The organism is Mesorhizobium loti (assembly GCA_014189435.1).
Classification (GTDB): Bacteria; Pseudomonadota; Alphaproteobacteria; order Rhizobiales; family Rhizobiaceae; genus Mesorhizobium; species Mesorhizobium loti_G.
Genome location: CP050293.1, coordinates 3,895,161 through 3,920,450, shown reverse-complemented (window position 1 = coordinate 3,920,450; position 25,290 = coordinate 3,895,161). Strand labels below are relative to the sequence as shown.

Below are 25,290 nucleotides of genomic sequence, written 5' to 3'. Positions count from 1 at the left end.
GATGGTGGGCGTGACAGGGACACTCACCATAGTCTTAGGCCCAATTCTGGGTACGGTGGTAGGGATGGAGACGAACGCCCCTCAATGCGCGGCTGGCGCCCTTGCTATCGTCGTCGGCTTTCGCCATGAAGGCCGATGAATTCGCCTCTGCCAGCCAGCACACGCCAGCGGCTCGACGACCTGCTCGTCCAGCGCGGGCTGTTTGCCAGCCGCTCGCGTGCCCGCGACGCGGTCGAACGCGGCACGGTGACGGTTGACGGTGTCCTCGCCCGCAAGCCCGGCCAGAGTGTTTTGCCGCAATGCCTTGTTACCATAGATGATCCTGCGCAGGGCTATGTGTCGCGCGCAGCGCTCAAGCTGATCGGCGGGCTCGACCATTTCGGCCTCGACCCTGCCGGCTGCGAGGCGCTCGACGTCGGCGCCTCGACCGGCGGCTTTACCCAGGTTCTGCTCGAACGTGGTGCGGCTCATGTCACCGCCATCGATGTCGGGCATGGCCAGATACATCCTGATGTCGGCCAGGACCCGCGTGTGACGGTTATCGAGGGCCTGAACGCCCGCGATCTCACAGCCGCCGATCTCAGCGGTCGTATTCCGGATTTCATCGTGTCTGATGTCAGCTTCATTTCGCTGAAACTGGCGATGCCACCGGCGCTTGGCCTTGCGAAGGCCGGCGCCAAGGCCATGTTTCTGGTCAAGCCGCAATTCGAGGCTGGTCGCGAAGCGATCGGCAAGGGTGGTCTGTTGAAAGACCCCTTCGACGCCTCCCGTGTCGCCGGCCTGCTGCAGGATTGGCTGGACGCCGTTCCCGGCTGGCGCTCGCTCGGGCTGCATTTGTCGCCGATCGAGGGCGGCGACGGCAATCGCGAATTCCTGCTCGGTGGGATCAAGGATCGATGAGCGCGCGCTTCAGCATCAGGAAACTTGGCGCCCAGGGCGACGGCATCGCCGAGACCGAGACAGGCGATCTGTTCATTCCCTTCACGCTGCCCGGCGAAACGGTCACCGCCGCGCGCGAACGGGATCGCGCCATGCTGATGGCGGTGCTGGAAGCCTCGTCGCTGCGCATCGATCCCGCCTGCCGGCATTTCACCGAATGCGGCGGTTGCGCGCTCCAGCATTTCGAGGCCGAAGCCTATCGCCAGTGGAAACGCGAAAAGGTGGCGCACACCCTGAAGGGCAAAGGCATCGATTGCGAGATTGGCGAACTGGTCGCTTGTGCGCCGCAGACGCGCCGCCGTGTCGTGCTGGCCGCCCGGCGCACCGATACAGGCATGCTGCTCGGCTTCCATCGCCATCTGTCGCCGGAAATCATCTCGATCGAGGAATGCCCGATTTCGCTGCCGGAGATCGTCGCTTCGCTCGATCGGTTGAAGGCGCTCGCCATATTGGTCTGCGCCACCACCAAATCGTTCCGGATGGCGGTCACCGTGACCGGCTCAGGCCTTGATGTCGCGGTCTATGAGTCGGGCAAACTTGGTGAGAACCAGCGTCGGGTCGCCTCGAACTTCGTCATGGCTCAGGGACTTGCCCGGCTTTCGATCGATGACGAGATCGTCATCGAACCCAAAAAGCCGGTGGTCACGTTCGGCGGCGTTGCCGTTGCCATTCCGCCGGGCGCCTTCCTGCAGGCAACCGAGGCCGCGGAACAGGCAATGGCCGATATTGTTGGCGGACATCTCAAGCGCGCCAAGAAGGTGGCGGATCTTTTCGCCGGTTGCGGCAGCTTCGCCTTGAGGCTGGCAATGAAATCGGAAGTCCATGCGGTGGAAGGTGACGCGGCGGCCCTTTCGGCGCTCGACCGGGGATCACGCTTCGCCACAGGCCTGAAGCGGGTGACGGGCGAACGCCGCGACCTGTTCCGGCGGCCGCTGACGTTCAAGGAATTGAATGCCTTCGACGGTGTGGTGTTCGATCCGCCGCGCGCGGGCGCCGAAGACCAGTCGAAGCAGATCGCCCGCTCGGATGTGCCGTACGTCGCCGCGGTGTCCTGCAATCCAGTGACGCTCGCGCGCGACCTGCGCATCCTCATCGACGGCGGATACACACTGAAAAGCGTGACGCCGATCGACCAGTTCCTGTGGTCGCCGCATGTCGAGGCAGTGGCGCTGCTGGAGAAGCCGAAGAAGAGGCGGTAGATCATTCGCTGGTTTGGCGACGCCGTGCTTCCGCGAGCACGCCCGGTTCCATTTCTCTCAATGTTTTCGACTTGCCTCTGTTGGGCAGCGACCCGAACACATCCTCGGGTCGCGTTGGGGGAAAGACCGGAGCAGGCCGTGTGACCTGATCGTCGGTTGAACTGGAGGCAACGGATTTTTCTCCAGTGGCCATCGCATCAGACCCGCGTACCGCCCACCGTCATCTGGTTCATGCGCAGATGCGGCTGGCCGACGCCGACCGGCACGCCCTGTCCGGCCTTGCCGCACATGCCGATGCCGGTGTCGAGCTTCATGTCGTTGCCGATCATTGAAACGCGGTGCATGGCGTCCGGCCCGTTGCCGATCAGCATCGCGCCCTTGATCGGCTGCGTCACCTTGCCATTCTCGATCATGTAGGCCTCGGTGCAGCCGAACACGAATTTTCCCGAGGTGATGTCGACCTGGCCGCCGCCGAAGGAGACGGCATAGATGCCGTTCTTGACCGAGGCGATGATTTCGTCCGGCTCCATGTCGCCTGATGTCATGTAGGTGTTGGTCATGCGCGGCATCGGCTGGTGCGCATAGCCTTCACGCCGGCCATTGCCGGTGGCCTGCATGCCCATCAGCCGGGCGTTCTGGCGATCCTGCATGTAGCCGACCAGTTTGCCGTCTTCGATCAGCACGTTGCGGGCCGAAGGCGTGCCTTCGTCGTCGACGGTGAGTGAGCCGCGCCGCTCGGGCATGGTGCCGTCGTCGACCACCGTGACGCCCTTGGCGGCGACCTGCTGGCCCAGCAGGCCAGCAAAGGCGGAGGTCTTCTTGCGGTTGAAATCACCCTCCAGCCCATGGCCGACGGCCTCGTGCAGCATGACGCCCGGCCAGCCGCTCGACAACACGATGTCGAAGGTGCCGGCCGGCGCCGGTATGGCCTCGAGATTGACCAGGGCTTGCCGGAGCGCCTCCTTGGCGGCGTGCTTCCAGCTGTCTTCAACCAGGAATTCGCCAAACGCCTTGCGGCCACCCATGCCATAGGAGCCGCTCTCCTGGCGGTCGCCATTCCCGACGACGACGGAGACGTTGATGCGGACCAGCGGGCGGATGTCGCGCACCATTTGGCCGTCGGCGCGCACGATCTCGACATGCTGCCAGGAGGCGGCGAGCGACGCCGAAACCTGGCGCACGCGCGGATCCTCGGCGCGCAGCCAGGCGTCGATTTCCTGCAGCAGCTTTGCCTTGGCCTCGAAGGAAGGCGAGGGGATCGGGTTCTCCTCGCCATAGAGATGGCGGTTGGTGCGGGCGGGTGCGGCGGCAAGCGTGCCGGAATAACCACCCTTGACGGTTGAAACGGCGTCGGCCGCGCGCAGCAGCGAGGCCTCGGACAGGTCGCTGGAATGGGCATAGCCACTGGCTTCGCCGGCGACGGCACGCAGGCCAAATCCCTGGTCGGTGTTGAAGTTGGCCGTCTTCAGGCGACCATTGTCGAACATCAGCGCTTCGCTCTCGCTGTATTCGAGGAACAGCTCGCCGTCGTCGGCGCCGTTGATGGTCTCAGCGACGATCTGCTTGATGCGATCGTCTGAAATGTCGAATTGGCCGATCAGGCTGTTCATGGCGCATCCGTTCACAGGAGGAATGGGTCTTTGCCACGATGTAGGCGCGAAGGCGCGCCGAGACAATCGTCCCGCCGCATTGCGAAGACAAATGCGCTTCGTCGACAGGTCGTCGACACCACTTCTGGTTGGTGAAGTCCGTGATGTCGGCGAGCGGTCAGGGCAGTGCGGCGAAACCGTCGGCAAAGCCCTTGAGGTCGACCGGGATGCCGATGCCTTCTTCCGGGGTCTGGAAGACGATGAAGGTGGCCGACGTGCCGGTCTTCAGCGTGTCGAGCAGCGGCTTTTCGAGAATGACTTCGGCATAGCAGCCATCCTGGAAGCAGCGCACGAAATAGGCGCGGCCGATATCCTTGCCGTCGACATTGAGGCCGAGCCCGTTGGGCAAAAGCACGCCGAGCGGCGCCAGCACGCGCAGGATCTCCGCCTTGTTGTCGGCGGTGCGCAGCACGACGACCGACAGCCCCATCTCCGGACGGTCCTCGGCGACGACGTTCTGCATCATCACGCATTGTTCGGACGTGGCGCCGGCCGGCGTGTCGCAGATGATCGACCACGCGCCATGCGTCGAGCGCACCGTGCCGCTCGGTTGCGCGGCGTTGGCCGTGCCGGACAGGCCGATCGCGAACAAGCCGATACCAGACAGGGCGGCGAGAAAGATGACCTTCGCCCAGTTTCTCGAAAACCGAGAGTTTCTCGAAAGCCAAGGGATCATGACGGCTCCATTGCGAATCACGGCACTTTAAGCCGCGCCAAAGCCAAGTAAAGGACGAGACCGCAGCCGGTCTGCCCCGAAAAAGCCAATACGGCGCTTTTCCCTGCCAATTTCGCCCGAATTGCGACGTTCGGCACGCGCGGCCCGCAGGAAGGTGACCGTTGACCCAGCATAGGCGATTCGGGGTCGCCGCAGCTGCCATCAAAGGCACATCCGGGCTTGCGCGCAAAAATGCCGCACGGTTTCGCCCGCTCCTTTCTTGCGGAGGGAAAAAGAGTATGGTTTGAACCACCTTGAGACTGTCGGGATTCCCGTCCCGGCATTGTTCGTTATTCTCGATGGTACGGCCGCGAGGAACTGGGAGACGATGAGGGCGATGAGAAATTTCCTGGCAAACGCCAAGGTTCCAGCAAGTGCCAAGTTTCTAAGTGCTTGTGCCGCTATCACGTTTTTCGCCGGCGCATCCGCCCATGCCGACCAGCCCAAGGACTGGGAGACAACCTTCCAGGCGCCGGCGACCGACATGATGCGGCAGATCGAGTGGTTCGGGAACTACACGATGTGGTTCATCGTCCCGATCACCATCTTGGTGCTGCTTCTTCTCGCCTATTGCATCGTCAGGTTCCGCGCGAGTGCGAACCCGGTTCCGTCCAAGACCAGCCACAACACGCTGATCGAGGTGATCTGGACTGTCGGCCCGGTCGTCATCCTGCTTTGCCTCGCAATTCCCTCGTTCCAGCTGCTGACCGCGCAGTATACGCCGCCGGAAGAAGCAAAGCTGACCGTGAAGGCGACCGGCAACCAGTGGAACTGGGACTACGAGTACCAGACCGAGAACACGCTCTCCTTCAACTCCGCGATCCTCCAGGAAACCGACCGCGCCGCCGCCGGCAAGGAGGACCGCAAGGTCTATCCGCGCCTGCTCGCCGTCGACAACGAGCTGGTGGTCCCTGTCAACACCATGACCCGCGTGCTCGTCACCGCAACCGACGTGATCCACTCTTTTGCCATGCCGTCGTTCGGCATCAAGATCGACGCCGTTCCGGGCCGCACCAACGAGACCTGGTTCAAGGCGGAGAAGGAAGGTATTTTTTACGGCCAGTGCTCGCAGCTCTGCGGCAAGGACCATGCCTTCATGCCGATCGCCATCCGTGTCGTCTCCGACGCGCAGTTCAAGACCTGGCTGGCGGCAGCCAAGACCGATCTGCCGGGCGCCAACAAGACGCTGATGGCCGCGGTCGACAGCCAGAACAAGGTAGCGGCCGCCGGCAACTGATGCCGCGGGTTAGCAAGATTTAGGGAACGGAGCGGAACATGGCAGACGCTGCAGCTCACGACGAGCACGACCACAAGCCTTATCACGGTTGGGTGCGCTGGGTTTATTCGACCAACCACAAGGACATCGGCACGCTCTACCTGATCTTCGCGATCATGGCTGGCATCATCGGCGGTGCCTTGTCGGTCGCCATCCGCATGGAGTTGCAGGAGCCTGGCATCCAGATCTTCAGCGGTCTGGCGCAGATGGTCTACGGCATGAACGGTGACGCCGCGATCGATGGCGGCAAGAGCATGTACAATGCCTTCGCCACCGCGCACGCCCTGATCATGATCTTCTTCATGGTCATGCCGGCGCTGATCGGCGGTTTTGCCAACTGGATGGTCCCGATCATGATCGGCGCGCCCGACATGGCGTTCCCGCGCATGAACAACATCTCCTTCTGGCTGCTGCCGCCGGCCTTCATCCTGCTGCTCACCTCGATGTTCGTGCCGAGCGCGCCGGGCGCCTTTGGCGTCGGTGGCGGCTGGACGCTTTATCCGCCGCTGTCGACCTCGGGTCAGCCCGGACCGGCAATGGATCTGGCGATCCTGTCGATCCACATTGCCGGCGCGTCGTCGATCCTTGGCGCCATCAACTTCATCACCACCATCTTCAACATGCGTGCGCCTGGCATGACGCTGCACAAGATGCCGCTGTTTGCCTGGTCGGTGCTGGTCACCGCCTTCCTGCTGCTGCTGTCGTTGCCGGTTCTGGCCGGCGGCATCACCATGCTGCTTACCGACCGCAATTTCGGCACGACCTTCTTTGCGCCTGACGGCGGCGGCGATCCGATCCTGTTCCAGCACCTTTTCTGGTTCTTCGGTCACCCGGAAGTGTACATCCTGATCCTGCCGGGCTTCGGCATCATCAGCCACGTCATCTCGACCTTTTCGAAGAAGCCGGTGTTCGGTTATCTCGGCATGGCCTACGCCATGGTGGCGATCGGCGCCGTCGGCTTCATCGTCTGGGCGCACCACATGTACACGACTGGTCTGTCGCTCGACACGCAGCGCTATTTCGTCTTCGCCACGATGGTCATCGCGGTGCCGACAGGCGTGAAGATCTTCTCCTGGATCGCGACGATGTGGGGCGGGTCGATCTCGTTCAAGACGCCGATGCTGTGGGCGCTGGGCTTCATCTTCCTGTTCACCATCGGTGGCGTTACCGGCGTCCAACTGGCCAATGCCGGTCTCGACCGTTCGCTGCATGACACCTATTTCGTCATCGCCCACTTCCACTACGTGCTGTCGCTGGGCGCGGTGTTCGCGATATTCGCCGGCTGGTACTACTGGTTCCCGAAGATGACCGGCTACATGTATTCGCCCGTCATCGCCAACACCCACTTCTGGGTCACCTTCGTCGGCGTGAACCTGATCTTCTTCCCGCAGCATTTCCTCGGCCTCGCCGGCATGCCGCGCCGCACCATCGACTATCCCGATGCGTTTGCTGGCTGGAACTATGTGTCGTCCATCGGCTCCTATATCTCGGCCGTCGGCGTCCTGATCTTCCTGTACTGCGTGTTCGAAGCCTTCCAGAAGAAGCGGGTTGCCGGTGCCAATCCGTGGGGCGAGGGCGCAACGACACTCGAGTGGCAGCTGCCTTCGCCGCCGCCTTTCCACCAGTGGGAACAGCTGCCGAAGATCAAGTAGGCTGCTGCCCGCTCGAATACGAAACCGCCGGTTCGCCGGCGGTTTTGGCCAACGGAATGATGGACTTAAGTACGCATGGCCCTTGTCGACGACCCATTGATTGACGAAGCGGGCTTTCGCATGTCGGAAGCGACGGCGGGCGATTTCTTCGCCCTGCTGAAGCCGCGCGTCATGTCGCTGGTGGTGTTCACCGCCTTTGTCGGTCTCGTCGCCGCACCGGTGACCATCAACCCGCTGCTGGCGGTGATCGCCATCCTGGCTATTGCCATAGGTGCTGGCGCCTCCGGCGCGCTCAACATGTGGTACGACGCCGACATCGACGCGGTGATGACCAGGACCGCCAGCCGTCCGGTCCCGGCCGGTCGCATCCAGCCGCACGAGGCGCTGAGTTTCGGTCTGGTGCTGTCGGTGCTGTCGGTGATGACGCTCGGCGTGCTGGTCAACTGGCTGTCGGCGACGCTGCTGGCCTTCACCATCTTCTTCTATGCCGTCGTCTACACGATGTGGCTGAAGCGCTGGACGCCGCAGAACATCGTCATTGGCGGTGCCGCCGGCGCCATTCCCCCGGTCATTGGCTGGGCCGCGGTGACCGGAACGGTCAGCCTCGAAAGCCTGATCCTGTTCCTGATCATCTTCCTGTGGACGCCGCCGCATTTCTGGGCGCTGGCGCTGTTCAAGTCCGAAGATTACGCAAAGGCCGGCATCCCGATGATGCCGAACGTCGCCGGACACGCTTCGACGCGCCGCCAGATCTTCGCTTACGCGCTGGTGCTGGCCCCGGTCGGGGTGGCGCCATGGCTGCTTGGCTACACCACGCCGATCTATGGCGTGGCCGCTGCGCTGCTCGGGGTCGGTTTTGTCTGGTACGCGTGGAAAGTGCTTGGCATGGCCGACGACGATCGTGTCATGAAACCAGCCAAGGCCTTGTTTGCCTATTCGCTGCTTTATCTCTTTGCCATTTTCGCCGCCTATCTTGCCGACAGCGTCGTCGAGCGCGCGCTTGCCATGGGCGGAGCATGACCATGATCGAAGAAAAGCTCGAGCTGGTCACGCTCACCGAGCGGCAGAGGAAAGCCAGACGCAACCGTTCGGTCGCCATCGGCGTGGCGCTGGCTGTGCTGGTCGTCATTTTCTACATCGCGACGATCGTGAAGTTCGGCCACAATCTGGGCACGATGTGATGAGCGTCGAGACGCCCAAAAAGACGACGGGCAAGAACGGCAACGTCATCGTCGCGGCTGTCTGCCTTGCCTTTTTCACCGGCATGATCGGCATGGCCTATGCCGCGGTGCCGCTTTACAAGATGTTCTGCCAGGCGACAGGCTATGGCGGCACGACGCAACGTGCCGAGAAGCAGTATGCCGGCCGTGTGCTCGACCGTGAGATCACCGTTCGCTTCGATGCCAACATCGCCGGCGTGCCGTGGGATTTCCAGCCGGTTCAGCGCTCGATGACCATGAAGATCGGCGAGACGGTGCAGGCCCACTACAAGGCCACCAACAAGTTCGATCGCCCCGTGACCGGCCGCGCCACCTTCAATGTGCAGCCGGAACTGGCAGGCCCCTACTTCAACAAGGTCGAGTGTTTCTGTTTCACCGACACGACGCTGAAGCCGGGCGAGACGCTGGACATGCCGGTCCTGTTCTATGTGGACCCCGACATCGTCAACGTGCCGGAACTGAAGGACGTGAAGACGATCACTCTGTCCTACACGATGTTCCCGGTCGAGAAGACCAAGCCGGTCGCCTCCTCGGAGCCGGCCAAGGGCAATAGCAAGACAATTTCGAATACCGAAGCAAATCTCGGGGGTTGATATGGCAGACGCGCACGCACACGCAAAACCACAGCATGACTATCATCTCGTCAACCCGAGCCCGTGGCCTTTCCTGGGATCGGTAGGGGCGCTCGTGACCGCCTTTGGCGGCGTCTGCCTGATGGAGTACCTGAAGGGCGGCTCGTTCCCGATCTTCGGCCACAACATCGCCAATCCGTGGCTGTTCTTCATCGGCCTGGTGATCGTCCTCTACACCATGTTCGCCTGGTGGTCGGATACGATCAAGGAAGCGCATGAGGGCCATCACACGCGTGTCGTGTCGCTGCATCTGCGCTACGGCATGATCATGTTCATCGCCTCGGAGGTGATGTTCTTCGTTGCCTGGTTCTGGGCCTATTTCGACGCCAGCCTGTTTCCGAGCGAAGTCCAGCAATATGCCCGCACCGCCTTTACCGGCGGTGTCTGGCCGCCGAAGGGCATGGAGGTTCTCGATCCCTTCCATTTGCCGCTCTACAACACCGTCATCCTGCTTCTGTCGGGCACCACGGTCACCTGGGCGCACCATTCGCTCATCCATGGTGATCGCAAGGGCCTGATCAACGGCCTGGTGCTGACCGTCGGCCTCGGCATGCTGTTCACAATGGTGCAGGCCTATGAGTACATGCACGCTCCGTTCGGCTTCAAGGATTCCATCTACGGCGCCACCTTCTTCATGGCGACCGGCTTCCATGGTTTCCATGTCATCATCGGCACCATCTTCCTGGCTGTCTGCCTGATCCGGGCGATGAAGGGTGATTTCACCCCCAAGCAGCATTTCGGCTTCGAGGCGGCCGCTTGGTATTGGCACTTCGTCGACGTGGTCTGGCTGTTCCTGTTCGCATCGATCTACGTCTGGGGATCGGTCGGCGCGGTGATCGAAGGCCACTGATCTCGGCCTTTAGGATTTGATCTGGGGAGGCGACCGCGGCGACGTGGCCGCCTTCTTCTTTTCGGCGCAATGATCGCCGATCGATAGCCAATGCGGCTGACAATTCCTTGGGCGATCTGCGCATTCATCATCGCGGCATTTCCGGCGCTTGCCGCGGAAAGGGTCGATCTGATGCGCGTCGACAAGTCGGAACGGCGGCTGGAGCGACGGCAAGGTCCTGCGAAGCTACGGCATCGCGCTCGGCGGCGATCCAATCGGGCACAAGCACCAGGAGGGCGATCAACGTACGCCCGAGGGGCGCTATGTCCTCGACTGGCGCAACCCGAACAGCATCGCGCACAGGTCGATCCATATCTCGTATCCCAATGCCGACGATCTGGCGGCTGCCAAGGCGCGCAATGTCGATGCGGGCGGCATGATCATGATCCACGGCCAGCCGAATGGTTACGGCTGGTGGGGCTGGCTGCTACAATTGGTCGACTGGACCGACGGCTGCATTGCCGTTACGGACTCCGACATGGACGAAATCTGGGCACTGGTGGCCGATGGCACACCGATCGAGATCGAGCGGTAAGCAATGAGTGACAAGGCGATCTGGCGGCCGATCGATCCGAGATCGAGCGGTAAGCAATGAGCGACGACGCTCCCATGAGTGAAGATAGGGCGATCTGGCCTCCGATCGACCCGATTTCGGCCGGCCTGCACGGCCGCTGCCCGCGCTGCGGCGAGGGGCGGCTGTTTTCCGGCTTCCTCACCGTCGGCAAGCGCTGTGTCAATTGCGGCCTCGACTATTCCTACGCCGATGCCGGCGACGGGCCGGCGGTGTTCGTCATCCTGATCATCGGCTTCCTCATTGTCGGACTGGCGCTCTGGGTTGAAGTCACGCTGAGCCCGCCGCTCTGGCTGCATCTGCTGGTCTGGATCCCGCTGGCTGTCGCGTTGTGCCTGACGGCGCTGCGGCTGATCAAGGGCGTGCTGCTTACCCTGCAATATCGCAACAAGGCGGCCGAAGGCCGGCTGGATCGCGGCGAATGAGCGAGGCATCCGTCAAAGCCGGCGGCCGTTCGCGGCCACGGACGGCATTGCTTTTCGGCCTTGGCCTGGGGCTGTTCCTGATTCTGCTGGTGCTCGGCACCTGGCAGGTCCAGCGCCTGTATTGGAAGGAAGGTCTCCTCCAGACCATTGACCAGCGCACCCACTCTGCGCCACGGCCGCTGGCCGAAGTCGAGAAAGAATTCGCAGCCACAGGGGACGTCGACTACACGCCGGTCACCGTCACCGGCACGTTCCTGCATCAAGGCGAACGGCATTTCTACGCGACCTGGGAAGGCGATGCCGGCTTCAACGTCTACACGCCGCTGACGCTCGACGATGGCCGCTTCGTCCTGATCAATCGCGGCTTCGTGCCTTACGATCTGAAGGATGCCGCCAAGCGCGCCAAGGGACAGGTGACGGGCAAGGTGATTGTCACCGGGCTGGCCCGCAATCCGCTGCCGGCAAAGCCTTCGATGATGCTCCCCGACAACGACGTGGCGAAGAACATTTTCTACTGGAAGGACCGCGACGTGATGGCGGCGAGCGCCGGGCTGCCGGCTGGCGCTGCGCTGGTGCCGATCTTCATCGACGCCGACAAGACGCCAAATCCAGGCGGATTGCCGGTTGGCGGCGTCACCATCATCGACCTGCCGAACAGCCATCTGCAATATGCGATGACCTGGTATGGGCTTGCCGCGGCGCTCGCCGCCGTGCTCATCCTGCGGCTCCGCCGTCCAGCGAAAGAGGAATGAACGCGAACGACGCCTTCACAGGGCCATCGCCCTTGACAGGACGGGGGTAGGCACCTCATTTCGGCGCTGACGAACCGGCCAGGATTTAATGCTCCAGACAACCACCAAGCCTCCTTTGACGATCCGGCTCTGCCAGCCGCGCGGTTTTTGCGCTGGTGTCGACCGTGCCATCCAGATCGTCGTGCTGGCGCTGAAGAAATATGGCGCGCCGGTCTATGTCCGCCATGAGATCGTGCACAACCGCTATGTCGTGGAGGGGCTGCAAAGCCTTGGCGCCGTCTTCATCGAGGAACTCTCCGAGATCCCGGCCGAACATCGGCAGTCGCCCGTCGTGTTCTCGGCGCATGGCGTGCCGAAATCGGTGCCGGCGGATGCCCAGGCGCGCAATCTCTTCTATCTCGATGCCACTTGCCCGCTGGTGTCGAAGGTCCACAAGCAGGCGATGCGCCATCAGCGGCTCGGCCGCCATGTGCTCTTGATCGGTCACGCCGGACATCCCGAGGTGATCGGCACCATGGGCCAGCTGCCGGACGGAGCGGTGACGCTGATCGAGACCGAAGCCGATGCCGCCAAGCTCGCGCCCGCCGATCCGCAGGCGCTCGGCTTCGTCACCCAGACCACTTTGTCGGTCGAGGACACCGCCGGCATCATCCGCGCCTTGCAGGATCGCTTTCCAGCCCTGCAGGCGCCGGCGGCGGAATCGATCTGCTACGCCACCACGAACCGCCAGGAAGCGGTCAAGGACACCGCTCCAGGCGCCGATCTCTATCTGATCGTCGGCGCGCCCAATTCCTCCAATTCGAGACGCCTTGTCGAAGTGGCGGAGCGTGCCGGCGCCTCGATGTCGCTTCTCGTGCAGCGCGCCGCCGAGATTCCGTGGAATGACATCGGCAACATCTCGACGCTCGGCCTGTCGGCCGGCGCGTCGGCGCCCGAAATCATCGTCGACGAGATCATCGACGCGTTCCGGCAACGCTTCGATGTCACGATCGACCTGGCCATCACGGCCACGGAAACGGAGGATTTTCCGGTCATGCGGGTACTGCGCGATGTCGAACTGACGCGGGCCGACATGGCCTTCGTCAATGGAGCCGCGTAAGGCACATGGCGGTCTACACCGACGTTGCGGAAGGCGAACTCGGCGCATTCCTGAAGCACTATCCGGTCGGCGATCTCCTGTCCTACAAGGGCATCGCCGAAGGCACCGAGAACTCGAACTTCCTGCTGCACACCTCAAGCGGCTCCTACATCCTGACGCTCTATGAAAAGCGGGTCGAGAAGGCGGATCTGCCGTTTTTTCTCGGCCTGATGGGCCATCTCGCCAACAAGGGCGTCTCCTGCCCGTTGCCGGTGACCGCGCATGACGGCAGCGTCATCGGCACGCTCGCCGGACGGCCGGCAGTCATCATCACTTTCCTCGAGGGACTTTCCCTGCGGCGGCCGACAGCAACGCATTGCGCCGAGGTCGGCAAGGCGTTGGCGGAATTGCATCTGGCTGGCGCCGATTTTTCGATGACGCGCCCCAATGCACTGGCCATCGACGGCTGGCGCAAGCTCTGGAGCGCGGCGCGCGACCGCGCCGACGAGGTAGAGCCGGGCCTCGCGGCCGAGGTCGATGCCGATTTCGCCGATTTCGAGCGCAACTGGCCGAAAGACCTGCCGCAAGGCATCATCCATGCCGATCTTTTCCCCGACAATGTCTTCTTCCTCGGTGAAAAGCTCTCCGGTCTGATCGACTTCTATTTCGCCTGCGACGACCTTTACGCCTATGATGTCGCCACTTGCCTCAATGCCTGGTGCTTCGAGAAGGATTTTTCCTTCAACCTCACCAAGGGCAAGGCGCTGCTAGCCGGCTATCAGAGCGTGCGTCCGCTGAGCGATCAGGAGAAGGCGGCGCTGCCGATGCTGGCGCGCGGTTCGGCGCTGCGCTTCATGCTGACCCGGCTGTACGACTGGCTGACTGTTCCCAATGGTGGGCTGGTGATGAAACGCGATCCGACCGAGTACATCAGAAGGATGCGGTTCCACCGGGCGATCAGATCTCCTTCGGAATATGGATTGGCCTGATATGGGGTATCATGAGCAAACAGGTTGAGATCTTCACCGACGGCGCCTGTTCGGGCAATCCCGGCCCCGGCGGCTGGGGCGCGATCCTGCGCTTCAACGGTACCACCAAGGAGCTTTCCGGCGGTGAGGCCGAGACGACCAACAACCGCATGGAGCTTCTCGCCGCCATCTCGGCGCTGAATGCGCTGAAGGAACCTTGCACGGTCGAGCTTCACACCGACAGCAAATATGTCATGGATGGCATCTCCAAGTGGATCCACGGCTGGAAGAAGAACGGCTGGAAGACCGCCGACAAGAAGCCTGTGAAGAACGGTGAACTCTGGCAGGCGCTCGACGAAGCCAACAAGCGCCACAAGGTCACCTGGAACTGGGTCAAGGGCCATGCCGGCCATGCCGAAAACGAGCGCGCCGACGAACTCGCGCGCGAAGGCATGGCACCGTTCAAGAAAGGCCCGTTCAAGCCTGCAGCAGCGCCGAAGCCGGCTGCGCAGGCAAAACAGCCGGCGATCGCGAAAGCGCGGCGCTCAACCCAGAGCTATTGATTTCGGACGCTGGACGGATCTCAGGCAGGGAATTTCTATCGTGCCGATCCTCTACTACGTCACGCATCCCCAGGTTCGGGTCGATGCCAAAATTCCCGTGCCGGAATGGGGGCTGTCCGACATCGGACGGGCGAGAGCGGTCGCAATGCTCGATCAACCCTTTGTCGGGTCGATCCGGCGTATCGTGTCGTCGGCTGAACGCAAGGCGATGGAAACCGCCGAGATCCTCGCAACGCATCTGCGTCTTGCCATCGAGGTGAGGGAACGGATGCATGAGAACGATCGATCGGCAACGGGCTTTCTGCCGCCGCCGGAGTTCGAGGCTGTCGCGGACCAGTTCTTCGCCAATCCACACGAGAGCGTTCGCGGGTGGGAGCGCGCCATCGATGCCCAGCATCGCACCGTGAGCGAAGTCGAAGCCGTGCTCCGCAGCAATGACGCCGACGACATTGCTTTCGTGGGTCATGGAGGCGTCGGAACGCTGCTCTTGCTGTCTCTCAGTGGCAAGGAAATCAGCCGCCAAGCGGATCAGCCGGCCGGCGGCGGCAATTATTTCGCGTACGATATCGGCGCAGCCCGTGTCGTCCACGGATGGCGGCCGATCGACGGGCCGGCGCAGCTGTAACGCTCAGACCAGACCAGATGCGCGTCAGCGACATCGATCTCCCAGACAGGGGGATGTCGTCGAGTGTGAAGACGACGCGCATGGTTGTCTGCACTCCCATGATCCGGCTCCCCCGCCAACCCACAGGCGAGAGGTCCTGGGCAGCCGTCGCACGTTTCGGCGATCGCCGCTCTGCAATTTGTGCTCTGTCGTACTTTTGATAGTATGCCGTGTCAGCGAGGGTGACATGTCGGATAGGAGCCGAGTTGATGTTCCGAGGGCCGGGACTGGCTCGCGCCTTCCGGTCGGTGCGGGCTTGATCGACGATGGCGCTGAAGCCCGTCACGAGCGGCGTGTCCTGACCGCCCTGTGCTACGATCTCGTCGGCTCCACCGAGTTGCTCGGACTGCTTGGCATCGAGGATTTCGAGGAACTGATCCTGGCGTTTCAGCTGGCCGCCAAGGAAGCGATCGCATCCTGCTCCGGCACCGTGAGGGTCGAGGTCGGCGATGGCGGCGTCGCAATGTTCCCAGTCGATCTGGGCGCGAAGGATTCGGCATCGCTGGCAATCAGCGCCGGGCTTGCGATCGTCAAGGCGTGCAAGCGCCTCGCGGCGGAGAAAGGGAGGAGCGACCTGCATGTAAGGGTCGGTGTGGCGACCTCAATGGCGCTGATCCTGAAGGGCGACACCGCCGCAGCGCAGGACACCGTCACCGGTCCTGCATTTGCGCTGGCAGCCAGGCTGCAGGCAATCGCCCGGTCAGACACCGTCTTCGTCTCCAACGATACGCGCAATCTGACACGCCGCTCACACGTATTCAGCTTCTGTGGCGCTCACCTGATCAAAGGTTTCGCGCAACCCGAGCAGGTCTGGCAGGCGCTGAGCCACAAGCGGAAGGTAGACCGCTTCTTCGCGTTCGGACGCCTCGCCAGCCCCTTGATCGACCGTACGGATGAGGCCAACCTGATACATCAATGTTGGACCGAAGCCGTTTCGGGACGGGGCCAGGTCATCCTGATCGAGGGCGAAGCCGGCATTGGCAAGTCGCGCATCCTGCACGAGGTGCGCCGGCGAACGCGCTTTCAGCGCGACAAGTTGCTCCTCTTCCAATGTATGCCAGGCGACTCGCGCTCGACGCTGTATCCACTACGGCAGGCGATGCTGGGAAATTTCGACGCCGGCGAGCCTGCATTGACTTCGACGCTTGTGGCCGAGGTGTTCGCCGCGCATGACGTTCACGACGGTGAAGTCGTCGACATCTTTTCTTTTCTGCTGGGTGCGGAAGGTGCAAGTTCCGGGTTCCAGGAGATGGATCCGGACGTAATCCGGGAGAAGGCTGACTGGGCCGCGCGCCGAGCGCTACAAGCAATGTGCGCCGGTGGCCCGCTGGTCTTATTCGTTGAAGATATTCACTGGATCGACCTGACGTCGAAGCAGCTGCTCGGCGAGCTTGCAAAGCTGGTTCCCAGTTGTCCTGTGCTCTTGATCGTGACGACGAGGCCTGGATTTGGCGACTGGTTGGACGGAAAAAGCAAACATGTCCTGCTCGCTCCCCTCGAGCATGCCGACACCTTGCAGGCAATCGCGACGATGTGGCCTCAGGGCAAGCGAGCGCTCGCGCCTGAGCCTGAGCTGATAGAGTTGGTCGAGCGCGTAACCGGCGGTGTGCCACTGTTCATCGAAGAGGTTTGCCAATGGATGGCGGAGGATATCGCCAACCGCACGGAGCAGCTGCCACAAGGCGCTTCGCTCGGCCGCGCGTCGGTGTTGGAAACTGTGCTGGATGCCCGGCTGGAGCCTCTCGGCCGCGCCCGCGAGGTAGCGCGAGCGGCCGCCGTCGCCGGCGGCAGGTCCAGCCTGGACTTGCTGTCGGCGCTCTTGCCGGAATTTGACCAGGGCACAATCTCCGCGGCGCTCGATGCCCTGGGCGAGGCAGGCTTCGTTCGCGCCAGGCACGCAGGCGTTTCGCTGTACGCGTTCCGGCATGCACTCATCCAGGAAACGATCTACAATGGAACGCTGCGGAAGCGGCGGCAGACTCTACATCAGCGTCTCTATGCGGCGGTGAACGGCAACCGCAGCCTCGCCAGATGGCTGACGACGGCAGCACTTGCCGACCATGCCGAGCGAGGAGGCCTGCTGGAGGAGGCGATCGGCGAGTTCGTCAATGCCGGCATGGAAAGCTCGTCCCGTTCGGCCATGACCGAGGCGAGGCAGTTGCTCGAGCACGCCATTGGACTTTGCGAGCAGATTTCCGATCATGACAGACGGGACGCGCTACGGCTCTCGGCGATGGTGGCGCTCGGGCCGATACTGACGGCCGTCGAAGGGCCGAATTCCGAGCACGCCCGCAAGCTCTATGACGACGGCGTAAAGATCGCACGGCGGCGGCCGATGGCGGAGCGCGCCAAATGGTTCCCGATCTATTGGGGTTGGTGGTTCACTGGCTCGATCGTCGATGGCGAGCGGGCGCAGGCCGTCGTCAGCGACCTGAAGGAGGTCAATGACCCAGAGATCCAGTTGCAGGCCAGGCACTGCTTGTGGGCAGTCGATTTCAATCGCGGAGACCATAGCGGATGCATAGCTGCGATTGATGCCGGATTGCCGCTCTATGACGTGGGCCAGGGGCACGCGAATGCCACCCGTTTCGGGGGGCATGACGCGCGTGTGTGCGGCTTGGCGCATCGTGCATTGTCGCTGTGGTTCTCGGGGCGTGCAACAAGCGCTCTTCGGTCCATGTCCGAGGCCCGGCGCTGGGCGCAACAGACCGGCCATGTCAGCAGCATTACGCATGCCTGCATCAATGACGCCATGCTCAGTTGCTATCGCCGCGACTTCGCAGCGCTGCGTCACGTGATTGCGGATCTACGACAGCTGACCGCGCGTTATCACCTGCCTTCGCTCGCCGTCTCGGCGCAAATCTTCGAGGGCTGGTGCGATGGCAACGCTGGCCATCTCGAGCAAGGCAAGGACAAGATGCGCGAGGGCCTCGGCCTGCATGGAAAGGTGCAGACGCCGGAGGACGAGCCCGTCTATTGCGGCATGTTGGCTGAACTTCTCGCGCGCTCAGGTGAGACCGACCAGGCGCTCGCGCTGCTTCATTCAGCTGTAGCCGAGGCCGAGGCGGGCGGCAGTCGCTACTGGCTGGCGGAACTGCACCGGCGAATCGCGCAACTTCTCGTCCTCGTCAAGGCGGAAGCCAGCCAGGCGGCCGCCGCCTTTGAGAGGAGCCTCACCACTGCAGCCGAGCAAAACGCCGTACCCATCCTGATCGGAACCTATGAGACGCTCAGATCATCGAATGTCTCGCCCGAACTGCTCCGTCGCTACAGCGATCGTGTCGAAACGGCAAGGAAGTCGGCCGAGCCCGGCGAACCGCTGATCGTGAACCCCGAACCGGAACTGCGGGCCAGCCGATAGTGGAACAGTATGAGCGCATTGGTCCTCCTGCAGACGAGGCGCTGGCGTATCTGATGTCGATGCGACAAGCGTTGGGCATCACCCGTATCGCGGATATTACCGGCTTGGACCGCGTTGGCATCCCGGTCGTGCAGGCAACGAGGCCGTTCTCGTTTTCAAACGCAGTTGCGCAGGGAAAGGGCGCCAGCCTGGCTCGCGCCGCGATATCGGCCATTTTGGAATCCGCTGAAGGGTTTTTCGCCGAGCGCATCGAATATTTTGACGTCGTCCACGGTTCGGCCAAGTCGCTCGAGATACCCTCCGGGCGATATGAAACTTGGCTGCGAGAGCCTGCACTTGCTGATTGGCGAGACAGGGAAACGGCCTGGGTCTCAGCGGAGAACCTGCTAAGCGGCAGCTGCGAGTTCGTTCCGCTGGAATTGGTGCACACGGCCTATCTCGTACCGCCCAGCCCCTGTGACGGAATTTTCACGCCAACGACAACCGGACTGGCGGCCGCGCTTGATGAAACAGACGCCGTCACGCACGGCATACTGGAATGCGTCGAACGGGATGCGATCGCCCGCGCTCTCAAGACGCATGGCTTTCTGCAACATGAGCGAATCGATCCGGCGACCATCGATGACGCAAGGGTCCTGACGCTGTTGGATGAACTTGCACGAAAAGACATGGTCGTCGGCCTTTGGCTCGCGCCGTCGCCTGTCGGCCTGCCAGTGATCTGGTGCCATCTGATGGAAAGCAATCCTCGCGAAACGGCACTGCTCAATCTGCCAGCCGATGGTTCGGCCGCTGCATTCGATCCGGCGGCAGCTGTCGTCCAAGCGATCCATGAGGCGGCGCAGGCAAGGCTTGCGGCGATATCGGGTGCGCGCGATGACATTACCCGGGCGTCTTATCCGAAATATCCGGACTGGCAGCTTATCGCGGCACACCGGCAGCTGATCACCGGCGGCCGCAAGGATGTGAGTTTCGCCAGCCAGCCTGCCTATCGAGCGGCGGGCGGCGAGACCTTGTTGCGCAGCCTTCTCACCAGGCTGGAGGAAAGCGGAATTTGCGCTGTGTACCTAGTCCGCCTTAACACCAGCCCTTGGAACCGGCTGTCGGCCGTCAGGATAATTATCCCCCAATTGTACCCGCTGGTGGAGTGACCGGATGCGGCCCTGGCTTCTTTTCGCCGGACCCACGCTATCGCATGCGGAGGCACTGCAGGTGGCCGACGTGATCTGCCTGGCGCCCGCCGTGCAGGGATCGATCATAGCCGCCGTGCAGCGCTACGACCCGGCTGCCATCATCATTATCGACGGCGCCTTCCAAGCTGAGCCGGCAGTGAGGCACAAGGAGATACTGTGGGCGGTCAGCCAGGCCATCCCGGTGATTGGTGCTGGAAGCATGGGAGCCCTGCGAGCCGCCGAGCTTTACCCATACATGCACGGCGTTGGCCTTATCTACCGATGGTACCGCCGCTTTGCTTTCCTGCCTGATGACGCAGTGGCAGTGCTGTATGGTCCGAAGGTGGTGAATTTTTCGCCACTGACCCACGCTTTGGTTGATTTGCGAATGACAGTCCGCGCCGCCTGGAGGCGGAACCTGATCTCCGCCGACTTGTCAGGAAAGCTTGAGAATGCGGCCCGGAACCTCAATTTTCGGGAACGTACGCTGTCGCGAATGGTCCGCGAGGCATCACCGGAAGCCGGTGACCATGATATCGAAGTCTGCCGGCAAATCCTCGCGGGAGCTTTCGTTCAGCAAAAGAAACGCGACGCACTGTCAGCTCTGCAGCTTATGCGCGAAAATGCTTTGGTGCCGGCGGAATTGACGAATTTCAAAATGACGATCGCGTTTCTTCAAGATTTGGAGGACGCCGGCTTGGCAATCTGACGACAGCGTTGCTGGTGATACTTGGTGCAATTTACGAAGTACAAGCTTCGTGCTAGTGTCGCGGACTATGAGAGGGGCCGGGCAATTGGACGCGCTCGATGTCGCCGGTCGGGCGGCGGTGTCGGTCGGAACACGCTTCCTGTTATACCCACAAGCGCCTCACCTTTCCGGGTACGAAAAACCCGAGGCGGTCTGGATTTCAACATCGCCCGGTTTGATCCATCCGGGCCCGGAAGATCATCGCATATACGTGCGTGATCCCGTGCTGGACAAGCAGCCGTACGAGTATCCCTACCTGCCGCCTTTCGTTGGCGCCTGTTTCCCACCAGCCGAACCCGGCTTTGATGGTCATTTCGACAACCTCTCTCCTCAGTCGCGCCAGTTCCTGGCGGCGCATGCGTTCGCGGCTGCGAGCCGGGTGCTGGACATCTGGGAAAGCTATCTAGGCAAGCCGATTGTCTGGTACTTCGCCGAAACATACGAGCGGCTTGAGATCATTCCCTGGGTTGACTGGGAGAATGCACAATCGGGGTTTGGATATCTGGAGCTTGGCCGCGAGCGTGGAGCCGACGGGCGCGGCCATCCGTACGCCCTGAACTTCGACGTGATCGCGCATGAAATGGGTCACGCCATACTCTTTTCTCTCTTCGGAGTGCCCACGGAAGGCCTGCAGGACAGCGACTTTGGGCCGTTCCACGAAGCCAACGCCGATCTGATTTCGCTGCTTTCGTTCCTGCATTTCGACAGCGGGATGGATCGATTGTTACGGCACAGCCAGGCAAACCTGCTTGTCCTCAACGAGCTCAACCGCATCGCCGAGCTGACGGGCGACAGCCAGATCCGCATCGCCAGCAACTCGCGCAAGATGTCGGAAGTGACCGAAGAGATTCATGACAGGTCTCGCCCATTCACGGGAGCAGTGTTCGATACCCTGGTCGATCTCTATCACGCCGGCCTGGTGCGACAGGGCCTGGCCGACGAGCGCCTGCTTGGTTTCGACATCAGGCAGGTTAGCGAAGCCGACATGCGGCGCATTTCTAACTTCACGGGCGATGCATTCCGAGCCCGTCCGTTCCTTTTCAAGACCGAGCTAATCAAGGCGCGCGACGATGTCGCGCTGGCGCTCGCGCGCGCGTGGACGCGCCTCGATGCCGATCATCTCACATTCGCGGTCGCAGCCTCCACCATCATCGAAGTGTCCGACCGCATCGGCCCGGCGCTAGCGGCAGGCTTCGAAGAGAACTTCAGATGGCGGGAAATTTTATGAACTGGTGATTGCAACGGAGGGAGTAACAACATGAGCGACGATTTTCACCGACCGACACTGACCTTCCCACAGAGCGCGTACAACGCAACCCAGGTCAGACTCTACGGTATTTCCCCAAACGGAGGCGAATTATTGTTTCCCGGAGAGGAAAAAAGTATTTCTGGAGAGGAATTCGATATTTCCGTAAAATCTAGGACTAATGATACTAGTAATAATGAAAAAATTAAAAAGCAAATGGAAAAGGTTAGCCAAAATGGAAAGCTTACACGTGGCCAGATAGCGAATTCACTAGCCAAGAGCTCTAGTAGATTTCCAGAAGGTATTGGATATGCGACGCAAATATCTTTGGATATACGAAAGTTTGGGCTGATTGTAATATCAAGCGTAATTTCACTTAATGAAATGGTGAAGCAGGAAGCGGCTCTTTCGTGCGGAATAATAGTTGGTTATTCATATGAAGGCCATTGTTACGATCTTCCAAAGCCGAAAATTATGCTTATACCTTCCGCGCCACAACCGATACCTGTCGACGATTGCGGGTATGACAAGAAAGTTGACCGTTCGAATCCAGGGTCGGCGGACAATTATCTTCTATGGATTGTCGACAAGCTTGATGAGTGCGTGGAATTCGAAATGAGCCAGGGGTTCGTCGAACAGATCGTTCTCGATGCCAATCTGCCGGGTAAGCGCTCACCCACGATGTATGCTTCCCGGATGATGATGGGGCATCGCGGGGGAAGACTTGGCGACTCATAGACGCGAGTGCGCGCATGACCTATCGCGGGTTGTCACCGACCAGCCCCAGCCCGGCTTGCCGTTGTTGGCGGATAGGCCAGGCAGACGGCCCGTCTGGGGGCATCTAGTCTAGCGGATCAGCAGCGCCGTGCCGTACAGCCCGAGCGCGAACACCGTGTGGGATACCAGGTTGAGGGCACGGATCTGCATCGGGTTGGGGCGCTTCGAGGCAGCCCAGCCGGCGCCCATGCCGGGCGCCAGCAGGAACCAGCCGGCGCCGACGGTGACGATGCCGAGGATGAAGGCCGGCAGGAATGTCGGCGCGGCAAGCCAGCCCGCTCCGGCCAGCACGACCAGGATGATGCCGTAGACGATGCCGACAAAATAATGAAAGGCCCAACCCAGCGCCTTTTCATGCGCGTAAGGCGCTGCGTCGCCGATATCGTCGTGGAAGACCTTGTCGCCGAGATGCCAGACCCAGCGACCGACCGGCCCCCAGTTCGGCCGTGGCTGGCCGAACGCCTTGTGCAGGAAGACGGCCCAGAAATCCATCAGCACGGTGGCGCCGATGCCGATCGCGATAGCGCGCCAGAAGATGTCAAACATCTCTAGGGTCCCCCCAAAAGCGAGCACTGGAACACAGCGCGATCATCGGGCGGGGCAACCATTGCGGTCCCACGCCCGACGCCGCCGCTGAGGGTCAGAGCTGTCCCAGAATATGAGCCGCGCCGGACTCGTCGACGCCGGGCTTGGTCTCGACATTGAGAGCGGTGACCTTGCCGTCGTCGACGATCATCGAAAACCGCTTCGAACGCAGCCCCATGCCGCCGGCGGAAAGGTCATTGTCGAGGCCCACCGCCTTGGCGAAATCGCCACTGCCGTCGGCAAGGAACAGGATCTTGCCCTCGCCGCCGGTGAAGTGCGCCCAGGCGCCCATGACGTGGGCGTCATTGACCGAAACGACAGCGATGGTGTCGACGCCGCGCGCCAGGATGGCGTCATGGTTCTCGAGATAGCCGGGCAAATGGTTGTTGCTGCAGGTGGGTGTGAAGGCGCCGGGAACCCCAAACAGCACGACCTTCTTTCCAGAGAAGATTTCGGCCCCGGTGATCGGCTTGGCGCCATCGGCGGTCATCGTCTTGAAGGTCACGTCAGGCAGCTTGTCGCCAACGGAAATGGTCATGAATTCCTCGCTTGGGAAATGGGGAAGGACTTGTCTTTGCGTAGCGAACTCAACGGCTTCCTGCAACCGTTCGGATGGGCTGGATCAAGGGAAAGGCAGAACCCCTTCGACCGCGCCAGCCGAACTCGTCAGCGTATAGTGAAGCCCGCCATCCGTCGGCGTCGTCGATGGGCGATCGAGGATCGGCACGGTGAAGATCAGCTTGCCGTCCTTCTCGCTGCGGGCAGGGGTGCCGAACATGTAGTCCCGCTCGCCGGCAACGAAGAAATCCGCTGCCTCCGGATCGCCGGGAAAACTCGCCTCGACAATTAGCGTCTCATGGTCGCCCGGCAGGACATTGATGCCGAAATCGGATCTCGCGGGCGCTGGCAGTGCCGTGAAGCTCGCCTTCACCAGCGCCGCGTCCTCGGCATTGTCCGGATCGGAGGCGGGGTCGACGGTCAACCGCGTCTGCACCGGAATGCAGATCGTTTCGCAAATACCGAGAAAGATGTCGGCATCGATGACCGCCGGCTGGTTCGGCGTCCCCAGCGTGAATGTCACCGGCAGCGAAACCGGATAGTTGTAGCCTGCCCATTTGCCATAGCCGTCGTCATGGCGCTGCGGGGCAGGAAACGCCAGAGCGGCGTCGGTTATGTTGGTGCTGGCTGAAATGTCGAGCTGCGGCGGCACACCGGCGTCGCCCGGATCGCGCCAGTAGGTCTTCCAGCCGGGCTTCAGCGCTATGTCGAGGACGCCCTGGATGCGGCCGGCATCATCGGCTTTGCCTGATGTCACCAGCCGGACCTTGCCGCCCTCGCTGTTGTACCATGCCGACGAGGAGGCGGCGGCGGGAAGAGCGGTTGCCGATCCGATGGCGGCGCCGAGCAGCAGGATTTTCAAGCTTTGCATGGCGGTGATTTGATCGTCCGTTCGTGGCCGCGCAATGATTTCATGGCCTTGCCGGTATCATATTTGCGTGACCTCGAGGGATAAGAATGGTCGAGCCGGCGGCATAGGCTTTGGTCGAATCCCGCACGGCGCATCTTTTCGGCGCTTTGGAAACGCGTTACGCTCCCTTTCATGGACTTGTTGCGCCACAAGAAGACGGTCGCCAGCCGCGGCTTTCTCGACGATCAGTTCCTGATTGCCATGCCCGGCATGAAGGACGACCGTTTCACGCGCTCCGTCATCTATGTCTGCGCGCACTCGGATGAGGGCGCCATGGGCCTGATCATCAACCAGACACAGCAGATGCTGTTTCCGGACCTGCTCGTGCAATTGGGCATCATGAACGAACAGGAGGCGATCCGCTTGCCGGCGCAGGCGCGCGATTTCGTCGTGCGCAATGGCGGGCCCGTGGATCGCAGCCGGGGCTTTGTCCTGCATTCGGGCGACTACCGGGTGGAATCGTCGCTGACCGTTTCGGACGACATCTGCCTGACCGCGACCGTCGACATCTTGCGCGCCATATCGTCCGGCCGCGGACCGCGTCACGCGCTGATGGCGCTCGGCTATTCCGGCTGGGGCGCCGGCCAGTTGGAGACCGAGATCGCCGAGAATGGCTGGCTGACCTGTCCGGCCAATGCCGAGCTTCTGTTCGACACCGACATCGAACGCAAATACGACCGGATCCTCGCCTCGATCGGCATCGACCTCGCACATCTCAGCCTCGCGGCCGGACACGCCTGAGCC

25 protein-coding genes and 1 pseudogene are annotated in these 25,290 nt (G+C 61.9%); 21 read left to right on the top strand and 5 right to left on the bottom strand.

What is annotated here, in order from left to right; genetic code table 11:
- Positions 1-135 precede the first annotated feature (135 nt).
- Positions 136-900 (top strand): TlyA family RNA methyltransferase, encoded by a 765-nt coding sequence (locus HB777_19220; protein QND65829.1) that lies wholly within the window; start codon positions 136-138, stop codon positions 898-900.
- Entirely contained in the window at positions 897-2,138 is a 1,242-nt protein-coding gene (locus tag HB777_19215) for a class I SAM-dependent RNA methyltransferase (GenBank protein QND65828.1), read from the top strand. The genes HB777_19220 and HB777_19215 overlap by 4 nt, the downstream gene beginning before the upstream one ends.
- A gap of 197 nt (positions 2,139-2,335) precedes the next feature.
- Here the strand turns inward: HB777_19215 and tldD are convergent, their stop codons facing one another.
- Positions 2,336-3,748 carry a metalloprotease TldD gene (gene tldD / locus HB777_19210; GenBank protein ID QND65827.1) on the bottom strand — a complete coding sequence of 471 codons (1,413 nt, stop codon included), beginning with the start codon at positions 3,746-3,748 and terminating at the stop codon, positions 2,336-2,338.
- 157 nt (positions 3,749-3,905) lie between these two features.
- Entirely contained in the window at positions 3,906-4,463 is a 558-nt protein-coding gene (locus tag HB777_19205) for an invasion associated locus B family protein (GenBank protein QND65826.1), read from the bottom strand.
- Positions 4,464-4,722: 259 nt separating this feature from the next.
- Here HB777_19205 and coxB point away from each other — a divergent pair, with 259 nt between their 5' ends.
- The 18 genes and pseudogenes from coxB to HB777_19115 all read left to right on the top strand — a co-directional run bounded on the left by coxB (position 4,723) and on the right by HB777_19115 (position 22,454).
- The gene (coxB, locus tag HB777_19200) at positions 4,723-5,739 is read left to right on the top strand and encodes a cytochrome c oxidase subunit II (protein ID QND65825.1); all 1,017 of its coding nucleotides are present in this window, start codon (positions 4,723-4,725) and stop codon (positions 5,737-5,739) included.
- Positions 5,740-5,777: 38 nt separating this feature from the next.
- Positions 5,778-7,430 (top strand): cytochrome c oxidase subunit I, encoded by a 1,653-nt coding sequence (ctaD, locus tag HB777_19195; GenBank protein QND65824.1) that lies wholly within the window; start codon positions 5,778-5,780, stop codon positions 7,428-7,430.
- 75 nt (positions 7,431-7,505) lie between these two features.
- Positions 7,506-8,450 (top strand): protoheme IX farnesyltransferase, encoded by a 945-nt coding sequence (locus tag HB777_19190; GenBank protein QND65823.1) that lies wholly within the window; start codon positions 7,506-7,508, stop codon positions 8,448-8,450.
- A 2-nt stretch (positions 8,451-8,452) separates the two neighbouring features.
- Positions 8,453-8,611, top strand: a complete 159-nt coding sequence (locus HB777_19185; GenBank protein QND62437.1) for a hypothetical protein — start codon at positions 8,453-8,455, stop codon at positions 8,609-8,611.
- Positions 8,611-9,243, top strand: a complete 633-nt coding sequence (locus tag HB777_19180) for a cytochrome c oxidase assembly protein (protein QND65822.1) — start codon at positions 8,611-8,613, stop codon at positions 9,241-9,243. The genes HB777_19185 and HB777_19180 overlap by 1 nt, the downstream gene beginning before the upstream one ends.
- Before the next feature lies 1 nt (position 9,244).
- On the top strand, positions 9,245-10,132 hold the full coding sequence (locus HB777_19175) for a cytochrome c oxidase subunit 3 (protein QND65821.1): 888 nt from the start codon (positions 9,245-9,247) through the stop codon (positions 10,130-10,132).
- A 90-nt stretch (positions 10,133-10,222) separates the two neighbouring features.
- Positions 10,223-10,706, top strand: a pseudogene (locus HB777_19170) (murein L,D-transpeptidase).
- Between the two features lie 74 nt (positions 10,707-10,780).
- Positions 10,781-11,167: a DUF983 domain-containing protein gene (locus HB777_19165; protein ID QND65820.1), complete on the top strand. Its 387-nt coding sequence runs from the start codon at positions 10,781-10,783 to the stop codon at positions 11,165-11,167.
- The gene (locus HB777_19160) at positions 11,164-11,919 is read left to right on the top strand and encodes an SURF1 family protein (GenBank protein ID QND65819.1); all 756 of its coding nucleotides are present in this window, start codon (positions 11,164-11,166) and stop codon (positions 11,917-11,919) included. The genes HB777_19165 and HB777_19160 overlap by 4 nt, the downstream gene beginning before the upstream one ends.
- Positions 11,920-12,007: 88 nt before the next feature.
- Positions 12,008-13,018 carry a 4-hydroxy-3-methylbut-2-enyl diphosphate reductase gene (gene ispH, locus HB777_19155; protein QND65818.1) on the top strand — a complete coding sequence of 337 codons (1,011 nt, stop codon included), beginning with the start codon at positions 12,008-12,010 and terminating at the stop codon, positions 13,016-13,018.
- Positions 13,019-13,023: 5 nt separating this feature from the next.
- Positions 13,024-13,986 carry a homoserine kinase gene (locus HB777_19150; GenBank protein QND65817.1) on the top strand — a complete coding sequence of 321 codons (963 nt, stop codon included), beginning with the start codon at positions 13,024-13,026 and terminating at the stop codon, positions 13,984-13,986.
- A gap of 11 nt (positions 13,987-13,997) precedes the next feature.
- A complete protein-coding gene (rnhA, locus tag HB777_19145) occupies positions 13,998-14,528 on the top strand; it encodes a ribonuclease HI (protein QND65816.1) in 531 nt (176 codons plus the stop codon).
- A gap of 40 nt (positions 14,529-14,568) precedes the next feature.
- Positions 14,569-15,153: a histidine phosphatase family protein gene (locus tag HB777_19140; GenBank protein QND65815.1), complete on the top strand. Its 585-nt coding sequence runs from the start codon at positions 14,569-14,571 to the stop codon at positions 15,151-15,153.
- Between the two features lie 295 nt (positions 15,154-15,448).
- A complete protein-coding gene (locus HB777_19135; protein QND65814.1) occupies positions 15,449-18,553 on the top strand; it encodes an AAA family ATPase in 3,105 nt (1,034 codons plus the stop codon).
- Positions 18,553-19,701 carry a YcaO-like family protein gene (locus tag HB777_19130; GenBank protein ID QND65813.1) on the top strand — a complete coding sequence of 383 codons (1,149 nt, stop codon included), beginning with the start codon at positions 18,553-18,555 and terminating at the stop codon, positions 19,699-19,701. Before HB777_19135 ends, HB777_19130 begins: the two co-directional genes overlap by 1 nt.
- Before the next feature lie 4 nt (positions 19,702-19,705).
- Entirely contained in the window at positions 19,706-20,431 is a 726-nt protein-coding gene (locus HB777_19125) for a TfuA domain-containing protein (protein QND65812.1), read from the top strand.
- Between the two features lie 67 nt (positions 20,432-20,498).
- Complete coding sequence (locus HB777_19120) at positions 20,499-21,698, top strand: hypothetical protein (GenBank protein QND65811.1); 1,200 nt, start codon at positions 20,499-20,501, stop codon at positions 21,696-21,698.
- A gap of 30 nt (positions 21,699-21,728) precedes the next feature.
- Positions 21,729-22,454 (top strand): hypothetical protein, encoded by a 726-nt coding sequence (locus HB777_19115; protein ID QND65810.1) that lies wholly within the window; start codon positions 21,729-21,731, stop codon positions 22,452-22,454.
- A 108-nt stretch (positions 22,455-22,562) separates the two neighbouring features.
- Here HB777_19115 and HB777_19110 read toward each other — a convergent pair whose 3' ends face one another.
- The 3 genes from HB777_19110 to HB777_19100 all read right to left on the bottom strand — a co-directional run bounded on the left by HB777_19110 (position 22,563) and on the right by HB777_19100 (position 24,507).
- Positions 22,563-23,039, bottom strand: coding sequence for a DUF2938 domain-containing protein (locus tag HB777_19110; GenBank protein QND65809.1), 477 nt, complete (start codon positions 23,037-23,039; stop codon positions 22,563-22,565).
- A 94-nt stretch (positions 23,040-23,133) separates the two neighbouring features.
- A complete protein-coding gene (locus HB777_19105) occupies positions 23,134-23,616 on the bottom strand; it encodes a peroxiredoxin (protein ID QND65808.1) in 483 nt (160 codons plus the stop codon).
- Positions 23,617-23,700: 84 nt separating this feature from the next.
- Positions 23,701-24,507: a hypothetical protein gene (locus HB777_19100; GenBank protein QND65807.1), complete on the bottom strand. Its 807-nt coding sequence runs from the start codon at positions 24,505-24,507 to the stop codon at positions 23,701-23,703.
- Between the two features lie 171 nt (positions 24,508-24,678).
- On the opposite strand from HB777_19100, the gene HB777_19095 reads away from it, so the two are divergent.
- A complete protein-coding gene (locus HB777_19095) occupies positions 24,679-25,287 on the top strand; it encodes a YqgE/AlgH family protein (GenBank protein ID QND65806.1) in 609 nt (202 codons plus the stop codon).
- The last annotated feature ends 3 nt before the right edge of the window (positions 25,288-25,290 follow it).

What these genes read in the sequence shown, in the direction of transcription:
- tldD (QND65827.1), bottom strand. Translation starts at nt 3,748, where the DNA reads ATGAACAGCCTGATCGGCCAATTCGACATTTCAGACGATCGCATCAAG.
- HB777_19215 (QND65828.1), top strand. Translation starts at nt 897, where the DNA reads ATGAGCGCGCGCTTCAGCATCAGGAAACTTGGCGCCCAGGGCGACGGC.
- ispH (QND65818.1), top strand. Translation starts at nt 12,008, where the DNA reads ATGCTCCAGACAACCACCAAGCCTCCTTTGACGATCCGGCTCTGCCAG.
- HB777_19105 (QND65808.1), bottom strand. Translation starts at nt 23,616, where the DNA reads ATGACCATTTCCGTTGGCGACAAGCTGCCTGACGTGACCTTCAAGACG.
- HB777_19095 (QND65806.1), top strand. Translation starts at nt 24,679, where the DNA reads ATGGACTTGTTGCGCCACAAGAAGACGGTCGCCAGCCGCGGCTTTCTC.
- HB777_19115 (QND65810.1), top strand. Translation starts at nt 21,729, where the DNA reads ATGAGCGACGATTTTCACCGACCGACACTGACCTTCCCACAGAGCGCG.
- HB777_19110 (QND65809.1), bottom strand. Translation starts at nt 23,039, where the DNA reads ATGTTTGACATCTTCTGGCGCGCTATCGCGATCGGCATCGGCGCCACC.
- HB777_19220 (QND65829.1), top strand. Translation starts at nt 136, where the DNA reads ATGAATTCGCCTCTGCCAGCCAGCACACGCCAGCGGCTCGACGACCTG.
- HB777_19205 (QND65826.1), bottom strand. Translation starts at nt 4,463, where the DNA reads ATGATCCCTTGGCTTTCGAGAAACTCTCGGTTTTCGAGAAACTGGGCG.
- HB777_19175 (QND65821.1), top strand. Translation starts at nt 9,245, where the DNA reads ATGGCAGACGCGCACGCACACGCAAAACCACAGCATGACTATCATCTC.
- ctaD (QND65824.1), top strand. Translation starts at nt 5,778, where the DNA reads ATGGCAGACGCTGCAGCTCACGACGAGCACGACCACAAGCCTTATCAC.
- HB777_19190 (QND65823.1), top strand. Translation starts at nt 7,506, where the DNA reads ATGGCCCTTGTCGACGACCCATTGATTGACGAAGCGGGCTTTCGCATG.
- HB777_19125 (QND65812.1), top strand. Translation starts at nt 19,706, where the DNA reads ATGCGGCCCTGGCTTCTTTTCGCCGGACCCACGCTATCGCATGCGGAG.
- HB777_19180 (QND65822.1), top strand. Translation starts at nt 8,611, where the DNA reads ATGAGCGTCGAGACGCCCAAAAAGACGACGGGCAAGAACGGCAACGTC.
- HB777_19120 (QND65811.1), top strand. Translation starts at nt 20,499, where the DNA reads ATGAGAGGGGCCGGGCAATTGGACGCGCTCGATGTCGCCGGTCGGGCG.
- rnhA (QND65816.1), top strand. Translation starts at nt 13,998, where the DNA reads ATGAGCAAACAGGTTGAGATCTTCACCGACGGCGCCTGTTCGGGCAAT.
- HB777_19185 (QND62437.1), top strand. Translation starts at nt 8,453, where the DNA reads ATGATCGAAGAAAAGCTCGAGCTGGTCACGCTCACCGAGCGGCAGAGG.
- HB777_19150 (QND65817.1), top strand. Translation starts at nt 13,024, where the DNA reads ATGGCGGTCTACACCGACGTTGCGGAAGGCGAACTCGGCGCATTCCTG.
- HB777_19165 (QND65820.1), top strand. Translation starts at nt 10,781, where the DNA reads ATGAGTGAAGATAGGGCGATCTGGCCTCCGATCGACCCGATTTCGGCC.
- HB777_19160 (QND65819.1), top strand. Translation starts at nt 11,164, where the DNA reads ATGAGCGAGGCATCCGTCAAAGCCGGCGGCCGTTCGCGGCCACGGACG.
- HB777_19100 (QND65807.1), bottom strand. Translation starts at nt 24,507, where the DNA reads ATGCAAAGCTTGAAAATCCTGCTGCTCGGCGCCGCCATCGGATCGGCA.